General features: G+C 41.2%; 12 protein-coding genes and 1 tRNA gene. 4 read left to right on the top strand and 9 right to left on the bottom strand.

Going from position 1 to position 8,587, the window contains the following annotated elements:
* The 6 genes from WBA23_RS07125 to WBA23_RS07100 all read right to left on the bottom strand — a co-directional run.
* Positions 1-1,159: MutS-related protein (locus tag WBA23_RS07125; RefSeq protein ID WP_424581574.1), on the bottom strand; the 1,159-nt coding region annotated here is incomplete at its 3' end.
* The gene (locus WBA23_RS07120) at positions 1,156-1,803 is read right to left on the bottom strand and encodes a DoxX family membrane protein (protein ID WP_424581572.1); all 648 of its coding nucleotides are present in this window, start codon (positions 1,801-1,803) and stop codon (positions 1,156-1,158) included. The genes WBA23_RS07120 and WBA23_RS07125, both read right to left, overlap by 4 nt.
* On the bottom strand, positions 1,796-2,491 hold the full coding sequence (locus WBA23_RS07115; protein WP_424581570.1) for a hypothetical protein: 696 nt from the start codon (positions 2,489-2,491) through the stop codon (positions 1,796-1,798). The genes WBA23_RS07120 and WBA23_RS07115 overlap by 8 nt, the downstream gene beginning before the upstream one ends.
* A gap of 12 nt (positions 2,492-2,503) precedes the next feature.
* Positions 2,504-2,881 (bottom strand): GntR family transcriptional regulator, encoded by a 378-nt coding sequence (locus WBA23_RS07110; protein ID WP_424581568.1) that lies wholly within the window; start codon positions 2,879-2,881, stop codon positions 2,504-2,506.
* 5 nt (positions 2,882-2,886) lie between these two features.
* Complete coding sequence (locus tag WBA23_RS07105; protein WP_424581567.1) at positions 2,887-3,663, bottom strand: hypothetical protein; 777 nt, start codon at positions 3,661-3,663, stop codon at positions 2,887-2,889.
* A gap of 13 nt (positions 3,664-3,676) precedes the next feature.
* The gene (locus tag WBA23_RS07100; protein ID WP_424581565.1) at positions 3,677-4,510 is read right to left on the bottom strand and encodes an ATP-binding cassette domain-containing protein; all 834 of its coding nucleotides are present in this window, start codon (positions 4,508-4,510) and stop codon (positions 3,677-3,679) included.
* 224 nt (positions 4,511-4,734) lie between these two features.
* Here WBA23_RS07100 and WBA23_RS07095 point away from each other — a divergent pair, with 224 nt between their 5' ends.
* On the top strand, positions 4,735-5,151 hold the full coding sequence (locus WBA23_RS07095; RefSeq protein WP_424581564.1) for a hypothetical protein: 417 nt from the start codon (positions 4,735-4,737) through the stop codon (positions 5,149-5,151).
* Between the two features lie 105 nt (positions 5,152-5,256).
* On the opposite strand, the gene WBA23_RS07090 is transcribed toward WBA23_RS07095, so the two are convergent.
* Together WBA23_RS07090 and WBA23_RS07085 are read right to left on the bottom strand one after the other, a co-directional pair.
* A tRNA-Leu gene (locus WBA23_RS07090) sits at positions 5,257-5,338 on the bottom strand.
* A gap of 48 nt (positions 5,339-5,386) precedes the next feature.
* Positions 5,387-6,160, bottom strand: a complete 774-nt coding sequence (locus WBA23_RS07085) for an SAM hydrolase/SAM-dependent halogenase family protein (RefSeq protein WP_424581563.1) — start codon at positions 6,158-6,160, stop codon at positions 5,387-5,389.
* Between the two features lie 105 nt (positions 6,161-6,265).
* Between WBA23_RS07085 and WBA23_RS07080 the strand changes: the two genes are divergently transcribed.
* The 3 genes from WBA23_RS07080 to WBA23_RS07070 are packed head-to-tail and all read left to right on the top strand — an operon-like array spanning position 6,266 to position 7,912.
* On the top strand, positions 6,266-7,231 hold the full coding sequence (locus tag WBA23_RS07080; RefSeq protein WP_424581562.1) for a PhoH family protein: 966 nt from the start codon (positions 6,266-6,268) through the stop codon (positions 7,229-7,231).
* Positions 7,218-7,646: a GNAT family N-acetyltransferase gene (locus WBA23_RS07075; RefSeq protein WP_424581560.1), complete on the top strand. Its 429-nt coding sequence runs from the start codon at positions 7,218-7,220 to the stop codon at positions 7,644-7,646. Before WBA23_RS07080 ends, WBA23_RS07075 begins: the two co-directional genes overlap by 14 nt.
* Before the next feature lie 44 nt (positions 7,647-7,690).
* On the top strand, positions 7,691-7,912 hold the full coding sequence (locus WBA23_RS07070; RefSeq protein ID WP_424581559.1) for a CDGSH iron-sulfur domain-containing protein: 222 nt from the start codon (positions 7,691-7,693) through the stop codon (positions 7,910-7,912).
* A gap of 61 nt (positions 7,913-7,973) precedes the next feature.
* Here WBA23_RS07070 and WBA23_RS07065 read toward each other — a convergent pair.
* Positions 7,974-8,587: NAD(P)/FAD-dependent oxidoreductase (locus WBA23_RS07065; RefSeq protein WP_424581558.1), on the bottom strand; the 614-nt coding region annotated here is incomplete at its 5' end.

Raw genomic sequence — 8,587 nt, 5'->3', positions numbered from 1 at the left:
ACCGCTTGATGTGATTTTTACTATTATCAATTTGGTTTTCTAAATGCAGCAGATGCGTAGAAATGAAAAATAGTGAGCCGGTAAACTTAAACAAACTAGTAACAGTGGTCAGCGTAATCTCCTGAGCATCATCAATATTAGTCCCTTTAAATAGCTCGTCAAACACTGCGAAACACCTCTTTCCTTCGCTGGAAAGTTGTAATACTCTTTTTAAGTTCTGTATTTCCGTCATAAAATAGCTGTAGCCACTTTGTAAATCATCCTTCGCATTGATTGAGATTGATACCACATCGTAGTAGGGCAATACGCAACATTGAGCCGGGACAGCCAGCCCGATATGAGCTAGATAGGTACATAGTCCGATTGACTTTAGCAGCGTTGATTTCCCTGACATATTCGGCCCCGTTAGCAATACGGTATTCTCTTCGGGCATCACCTGAATACTATTCTTAACCGGTTCTTTCACTAGTGGGTGGTAGAAATCATTGATCTGAAACTTACTTTCACTAAATGTGGGAAACGTAAATTGACGCTGGCGGATGGCCTTAACAATAGAAAGGTAGGCCTCAAAGCGAAAGAAGAACTTCCAGAATGCGTTAATTTCACTGCTGTCCAGTATAGCTAAAATCTGCGTCAGCTCGACCATCTTAGCCACTGAGAATTTGTCTTCGTTGATGGTATGCGTAAAGTACTCCAAGCGTAGTCGTTGTAAGAATTGATTCGTATTCTTTAACTCTCTACGGTAGCTTTCAGGAAAATGCTGCTGCTTTATTCGCCCCAAATACCTATAGTAGATTCTATCCAGGAATAATATCATCTGGACTAGCTGAGATCGTCGCTGGCTCCGTTCGCTGTCTGAAAGTTGTAGCCGCAACCGGGTTTTTATTGTAGACTCACCCAACGATATCTGTTGATTGGCAACGCTGGTTAGAAAAGAGTGGGTTTCTCGCTGATAAAGTGTGGGGTAAGAATAATCCTCCAATACATCCCAATTCTTCGTATATCCTTGGCAGATATTTTGCCTTTCTCGTATTTCATTTAAACTCATGCCGGAGGCATTTAGCATATCCCGCAGTGCTAGTTCAGCCTGAGTGTTATTCGTATAATTAAAAATAGGGACAATATCCTGCTCCAGATTGAGATCTTGTATCAGCATCATAGCAGCTTTTCTATTACGATTGTTGAGAAATCCTTGATTGCCTTTACTACTCCTGATGGATCCATTATCACATTAAATAGAATCTTCGGAGCAATACCGGCTACATCAAGCACTACCGCCATGACAGGTAGTAACAGATAAGCCCATAGAGTATAGCTCAACTTAGTGTTCACCTCGTCCCAAACCGCATTCCATACCACTTGCATTCTTGCCCGATAGTGATATAATATTAGAAAATCTAGCAGTAGATAAAACGAGAGTCGCCAGGCAAAAGCTACCTTGAACTCGTAGTGCATTACCGTTAGGTCAATTAGCAGAATGGTACTGATCAACGGTATAAACATAAACGCCCCGATAATGACGGTTCGGTTGATGATTAGTAGTGAGCCACAGATGATTTGCAGCACCCCCACTACGGCCTTAAAGGGCTGATGATCAAACAAGTACCAGGCTACGCGGAACAGCGACAAATCTTGTAGCGGGGTCAGTAGTTCCTCTTCGCTAACCCCAAATTGCCCATCCACCAGCTTAGTGTAACCGTACCCCAGAAACGTCCAGCCTAGTAGGAAGCGAGCCACCAAGATGAAATAATCCCAGTATTTCTCTTTTGGAATTTTATTCGGGAAAGGTACTGCCCTATTCATCTACAAAATTAACCCGCCGCAGCAAATTACCCGGAATTGTGACCTGCGCCTCTTCATCTACGCTAATACTAAGCGAATCAATGGCAGTGGGCCGTGTGATGAAAGTACTAACATCCCGAACTGCTACGGTAGCTTGCTTTATTTGATTAGGTTGTTCAATCCGCATTATGGCACCCTGAGTAACCGTAGCTGATAGGTTTCCAATGTTGCTTTCGGTCAGGGCCATACCGCTGTTTTCACCTTGTTGCATAAGTTCTAGATTGGATAAATCCCAACCGCTTAGCTTGCAGGTGGTTGACTTGGCTTGTACTGAAGTAAGCTTAGGCGCGAATATGTAAATTCCTGCCCGTCCAGCCAATGTTTCCTGTACTGTAAACCAGTTTGGGAAATCTGCTTTCGGATATGTGAGTACTAATGTATCGTTTCGGATAGTCCATTTTATCCTTAATGGCTTGCTATCACGCATTTTAATTTCAAACTGATCCCCAGCTTGTATCTGTATCAGGTTCGGATATTTTCCCTCTAGCTTTATGGCAGAAAAATCAGCTAGCGTATCAGAGGTATAGCCGTAGTACGGATCATCTTTATCAATTTTTTCGTACTCACTTTTTAAAACAGTAGCCGTGCCGAAAATGGCCGCGAAGATGATGACAATTAGTCCAATAAGAAGTTGGTTGCTGGTCTTCATAGTAGTTTTCTTTTAGGGAGTGGGGTAAGTTTCGGCCACGAAGTTTTGGTAACGCTCCTGAATTTCTTCTAAAGTAATATCGAGTAGATAGAGTGTTCGGAAAAAATCGGGTAATTCAGTTTCTAAGAATCGCTCTTTGCGATACACTCGCACCTTGGTAATCGCATCAGCACTAGCAAAGTAGCCTAGTCCCCGCTTGTTGTAAATAATATCGCGCTGCTGAAGGAAGTCGTAGCTACGTACTACCGTATTGGGATTTACCTCCATTGTCGCCGCCAGATCGCGCACCGAGGGAATTCGTTCTTCTACTGCCCACTGTTCGAGTAGAATCTTCTCGCAGATGTAATCGGCAATCTGTAGGTAAATCGCTTGTTGATCGTTAAACTCCATAGCTATCAAATCTCTTTTTCTCGCAGTCGCGCGTAGGTGATGCCAATTAGGGCTACGGCTATCACTGCTGGAACTAATTCCACTAAGTCACTAATGGCTGGCGGATACTTTACAGTGAATCTTTGCCCAGACTCAAAAATATTCCAGAAGGTGAATGGGAACGACATGACACTTGAAGGATACCCTGTGAAGTGATAAGTCAATAATAGATTGAACATAAAGGCAAAAATTGCAACAACTAATACTGCTCCAAGTGTTTTTATCAGGGAGTTTTTGTTGAAGTATATTGAGCCAAAAAAGATAGCTCCTTGAAGTATGAAATGTATATAAGTAAAGAACTGCCATACCCACAATGGAGTTACCTCATACTTATCTTTGGTCAACATATCTCTATTAGCCAGTTCTACTATTTCACTATGGAGCCAAAAACCAATTAAAATCACTGATACAGTACCAAGAAGGCAGGTAATCAAGATTGGGATGAATTTTTCCAGTCGGGAAGCGGGAACCATAATGGTAGCCATCCCCTTTGCGGAGGTTGTGTAAGCGGTAAAAGCTGTATTGGTAAATGCGCATCCACCTAGTACAACTCCACCAAACAATGTTAAAATATGAAGACCATATAGTAAACCGTTGAACTGCGAAGTACTTATGATGGGAATCATTAATAACAGCATTGTACCCATTATCAGACCGAACAATAGCAAATAGTTTTTGCCGCTTACAGCCCAGTATGCTTTCAATACCAAGCTAAAACGAGATAGATTAAATTGCTGGTTCATAGTGATTCAGATTTTAATTGAATAGTTGCCGAATACGATTCGGATTTTCCATCGCTGCGTTAAACAGTCGCTCTAGGTCTACTTTACTTTCTCGCTGCTCCGAGTTCTCCATCACCACAGTATACCCTTGTAGCGATGGTTCAGCGTAGAGCACCCGCTGGTCATCTTCAGCTTGGCTCAGCGTGGCAAAGCGTAATTGCTCACTTACTCGATGGAGGGGCTGATGTAATAGAATCTCACTACTTTCCAACACAATGACCGAATCAATCAGATTATCCAAATCCCGCACCTGATGGGTAGAGATTAATATTAACTGATCTTCCCGTAAGGCCGAAGCTAACAGCTTACGGAACTGCCGTTTTGAAGGGATATCTAACCCATTAGTAGGTTCATCCATAATTAGGACATCCGTATTGCAAGCAAGGGCAAAGGAAATCTGCACTTTCTTTCGTTGGCCAAAAGACAAATCAGGGATACGGTTATCAAAGGGAACGTCTAATTCGGTGAGATAGTAGCGAAATTGAGCTTCGTCAAACTGAGGATAAAAAGGACTATAAACGGCTAAGTACTTCAGGATTGTTTCTGAAGGCAAATAGATCTCTTCTGGTATAAAGTAAATTTGCTGCAAAAAGGCTGGTTTTCGTTCCCGAGGGTTAAACCCACTCACCCTAATACTTCCGCTGTTAGGGTAAAGCAGACCCGCAATATTTCGGAGTAGACTAGACTTTCCAACTCCGTTCCGGCCCAATAATCCGTAAATGTGTCCGGCTGTAAGATGCAGGTTCAGATTATCAAAGAGTAGTTTTCCTTTTTTATAACCGAACGATAGACGATCAACGACAATCATGTTATAGTGTATTAGTTAAGTAGTACACTATAAATGTAACTATAATATTTAATAAATCAACTTTTTTAGATTTTCTCTCATTGAATTTATTTTCCCTATTCAGGAAGCAAGTATTAAAATAATCAGCCTATACTATGTGTGATCACAGTATTTCATACTGGCGCAAAAATTGTAAAATGAGATTCAATCTTTAAATATTAATATTTAAAACTAAAAATAGTACTATGACTGTAGAAAGTAGTGTATCAACAAATGAGTTTTTAGAAGCAGAATTAATTGATCAATCTCAAACTTTATTATGTCGGTCCAAGAAATCGTATATTTCTAGTAAGGCATTCCGAGACTTTTTTCAAGAATTGGAATCGGTTGTTATAGAAAACAATGCTACTACATTGATTTTTGATAAAACCTCATTATCAGTATTTGATCAAGAAGCTATGGAATGGTACCACGTTCATTGGAAAGAAAAGATGTGGGATAAAGGGCTAAAGCACCATCGCAAAATTCTACCTGCTAATTCTTTATTTGAGACTAGTGTATCAATAGGAAGGCGAAAAATTTTAGAAAGAAATCCAGATTTCAGTTTTGAGAAATTCGACATCCAATACTGTAGTTCAGTAGAAGAGGCACTGAGTAAATAACTTTAGATAATATAAACGTTTAGTTCATAAGCAGTCTACTAAAACCGGCTGCTTCATTCTTTTATAAAAATAGCCCTTAAAATTTACTTTAAGGGCTTTTATTTGTACCCAGGGCCGGGCTCGAACCGGCACGGCCGAAGCCATTGGTGTTTGAGACCAACGCGTCTACCAATTCCGCCACCTGGGCAAAAACGGAGAGCAAACGTAGCTAACTTTACAGAATTTATCAAGCACTTTACTGGCTATCTCGCTCAAACTGAATCATAATGGGGCTATCATAGCCCAGCCCCAATAGTTCGTGGGCATTACCCTGGTTAATACCAATTTCTAACCACCCTGCACTATTAAATAGTAAAAACACTTCCCCGTACTCTACCTCGTGGTAATGTTGCTGTAAATAGGTGGCTACTTCCCGACCAAAGCGCAATTGAAATGAAGCCCCTTTTTGGAGATGTTCAAACGTAAGTTGATCAATGTTGGTAATTAGGTTACCATAGTGGTCAACATGTACTACATGACCGACAATTTGCTTACGAGTTGCTTTTAGCATACGAGGCAACCGCCGCTCTAACTCATCAGTTAAGCTACCTAACTTCTGGATGGCCACTCCCTGACTGAGCGCAATAGCTACCGGGGCAAGGATTTCTTTGGTTGTAAACGTTGTGGTATCTTGATTATCTAGCTCAATAATCTTCTCCGGCCCCTTTTCACTTAGTAAACTAAGTAAACCATTATCGGCACTAACAAAATAATGCCCCTCTAAACGCACAGCAATATATTTCTGGTTAGCTGACTGAGCATCAATTGCCACTAAGTGTACGGTGCCTACCGGAAAATCCCGATAAACCGATTTAATCACAAATGAACCTTGGGCAATATTAAAGGCTTCTATTGAATGACTAATATCTACAATTTGGGCATTAGCATCTAAACTATACAGTTTGGCTTTTACCGCGGCCACGTAGTGGTCCTTCGTTCCGAAGTCAGAGGTAAAAGTGATAATAGACATGGTTTCGCGTCAGATTATGCTTACATTTATTTAAGCAAAAGTAAACATTACTGGATTGTTTACTCGTTTAAGTAGTAAAATCTTAGCAACAGAACCTCACAGCGATTGGTAGAAAAAATTATTACACTAGACGACGTTTCCTTACCTGACTTTTTAGGTATTCAGAATAAAAATATTCGACTTATTTCTAATGCTTTTCCTAAGAGTAAGGTTATATCTCGAGGTAATGAAATCCGCATTCAGGGTAGCACTCCCGAAATCATCAAGATCAACGACATTATTAACGCCTTGCTGAATCATTATTCTCGCTACGGTAAGGTAGATGAAGATGAAGTGAAGACGTATATTAGTAATGAGAAGAAGCCGATGATTGATGAAAGTGTGGATGACATACTACTCTACGGCACTCGTGGGGCGGTAATTAAGCCACGTACCGAGAATCAGTACAGTCTGGTACAAGTAGCTTCTCAAAACGACCTAGTATTTGCTATTGGCCCAGCTGGAACCGGGAAAACCTATATTTCAGTAGCATTGGCAGTTAGAGCTTTAAAAAATAAGCGAGTAAAAAAGATTATTATCACTCGTCCGGCGGTAGAAGCCGGAGAAAACTTAGGCTTTTTACCCGGCGATTTGAAGGAAAAGATTGATCCTTACCTGCGTCCGATCTACGATGCTTTGAGCGACATGGTTCCTAGCGAAAAGCTTAAGTTTTACGAGGAGAATAAGATTATTGAAATTGCACCGCTAGCCTATATGCGAGGGAGAACGTTGCAAAACGCATTTATTCTGTTAGATGAAGCCCAAAATACTACACCTATGCAGATTAAGATGTTCCTCACCCGAATGGGCCCTAATTCTCAGGTGATTATTACGGGCGATCGTTCGCAAATTGACCTACCTCGTAACCAAAAATCAGGATTGGTTGATGCGCTTAATGTACTTAACGGAGTAAGCGGCATTGGCTTCGTTACTTTAGACAGTGAAGATGTAGTACGCCATCGAATTGTGAAAGATATTATCAACGCTTACAAACGAGCCGATGATCGGCTTAACGATAATGCAGGTTCATAGAGTTCGTACGAATGAAGAGCTACAGCAGGCTTTTCGGATTCGTAATGAAGTATTTGTGCAAGAGCAACAGGTGGCTTCAGAAGAAGAATACGATGAATATGATGCCTCAGCGGCTCACTACCTAGCGTATGGAAAAGATAAAGTAGCTTGCGGCACTGCCCGATGGCGAGAAACTCAACACGGAATAAAACTGGAACGTTTCGCAGTATTAGCACCTTATCGTGGGCAAGGAGCTGGTGCAGCTATTCTTCAGCGGATACTGGTTGATATTAATGAATCTGAGCAAGCAGATCAATTGATATATCTTCATGCTCAGATAACTGCACTGCCATTCTACGAACGCTATGGCTTTAAAAAAATAGGTGATGAATTTGAGGAGTGTAATATCAAACACTTTAAGATGATTCGAACTTAACTAGGTATTAGAACTATCGATTATTCATTTTACATTAACATTTTATGGCATCAACAAAAATTACTGTAAACAACAATGGTTCAATCAAAGTAGATGGCGACTTTGAAATTGTAGATCGAGAAGGAAACACTTATGGTTTGGGGGGCAGAACGTTAGTGAGTATCTGCCGCTGCGGATTATCCAGCAATAAACCTTACTGCGATGGTTCGCATAAAGGCCACTTTGAGCACGATGCGCAGGCGTTTGATTTGCCGCCTAAGAAATAAAAAACCGCCCCAACCTTAATGATTAGAGCGGTTATATTTTATGTAGCTATAGACAAGCGGCTTATTTCATAGCAATAGTAGGAATTCCTTCTACTAAATTAGCTTCTTGAGCTGCTAAAAAGCGTTCGGCCTCCAATGCAGCCATGCAGCCAGTTCCGGCTGCCGTAATTGCCTGCCGATAAACGTGATCTTGGGCATCACCCGAAGCAAATACTCCCGGAATATTAGTTTGCGTAGAATCAGCTTTAGTAATAATGTAGCCGTTTTCATCCATGTCCAAATAACCTCGAAAAATGTCGGTGTTAGGCTTATGACCAATCGCTACGAAAAAACCTTGAGCTGATATTTCACTTTTTTCTCCGGTTTGATTGTTGACTACTCGTACTCCTTCCACTGCCTCTTCACCTAGTATTTTTTCCGTTTCAGTGTTCCATAAAATTTCAATATTTTCAGCCCGCTCTACCCGCTGTTGCATAATGGCGGAGGCTCGCATTTCGTCGCGACGAACCAGCAGATATACTTTATTTGCTAACTTAGAAAGATAACTGGCTTCTTCAGCGGCTGTATCGCCACCACCAACCACTACTAAATCTTGTCCCCGGAAAAAGAAGCCATCGCAAACGGCACAAGCCGAAACACCCTTGCCATTCAGCCGCTCTTCACCCGGAAGTCCTA

The organism is Tunicatimonas sp., assembly GCF_049647865.1.
GTDB lineage: Bacteria > Bacteroidota > Bacteroidia > Cytophagales > Cyclobacteriaceae > Tunicatimonas.
The sequence above is the reverse complement of the archived record's forward strand: the minus strand, read 5'-3'. Positions and strand labels throughout refer to the sequence as shown.

Excerpts from the sequence above, each read along its gene's own strand:
- WBA23_RS07120 (WP_424581572.1), bottom strand. The coding sequence starts at position 1,803 with ATGAATAGGGCAGTACCTTTCCCGAATAAAATTCCAAAAGAGAAATAC.
- WBA23_RS07115 (WP_424581570.1), bottom strand. The coding sequence starts at position 2,491 with ATGAAGACCAGCAACCAACTTCTTATTGGACTAATTGTCATCATCTTC.
- WBA23_RS07110 (WP_424581568.1), bottom strand. The coding sequence starts at position 2,881 with ATGGAGTTTAACGATCAACAAGCGATTTACCTACAGATTGCCGATTAC.
- WBA23_RS07105 (WP_424581567.1), bottom strand. The coding sequence starts at position 3,663 with ATGAACCAGCAATTTAATCTATCTCGTTTTAGCTTGGTATTGAAAGCA.
- WBA23_RS07100 (WP_424581565.1), bottom strand. The coding sequence starts at position 4,510 with ATGATTGTCGTTGATCGTCTATCGTTCGGTTATAAAAAAGGAAAACTA.
- WBA23_RS07095 (WP_424581564.1), top strand. The coding sequence starts at position 4,735 with ATGACTGTAGAAAGTAGTGTATCAACAAATGAGTTTTTAGAAGCAGAA.
- WBA23_RS07085 (WP_424581563.1), bottom strand. The coding sequence starts at position 6,160 with ATGTCTATTATCACTTTTACCTCTGACTTCGGAACGAAGGACCACTAC.
- WBA23_RS07075 (WP_424581560.1), top strand. The coding sequence starts at position 7,218 with ATGCAGGTTCATAGAGTTCGTACGAATGAAGAGCTACAGCAGGCTTTT.
- WBA23_RS07070 (WP_424581559.1), top strand. The coding sequence starts at position 7,691 with ATGGCATCAACAAAAATTACTGTAAACAACAATGGTTCAATCAAAGTA.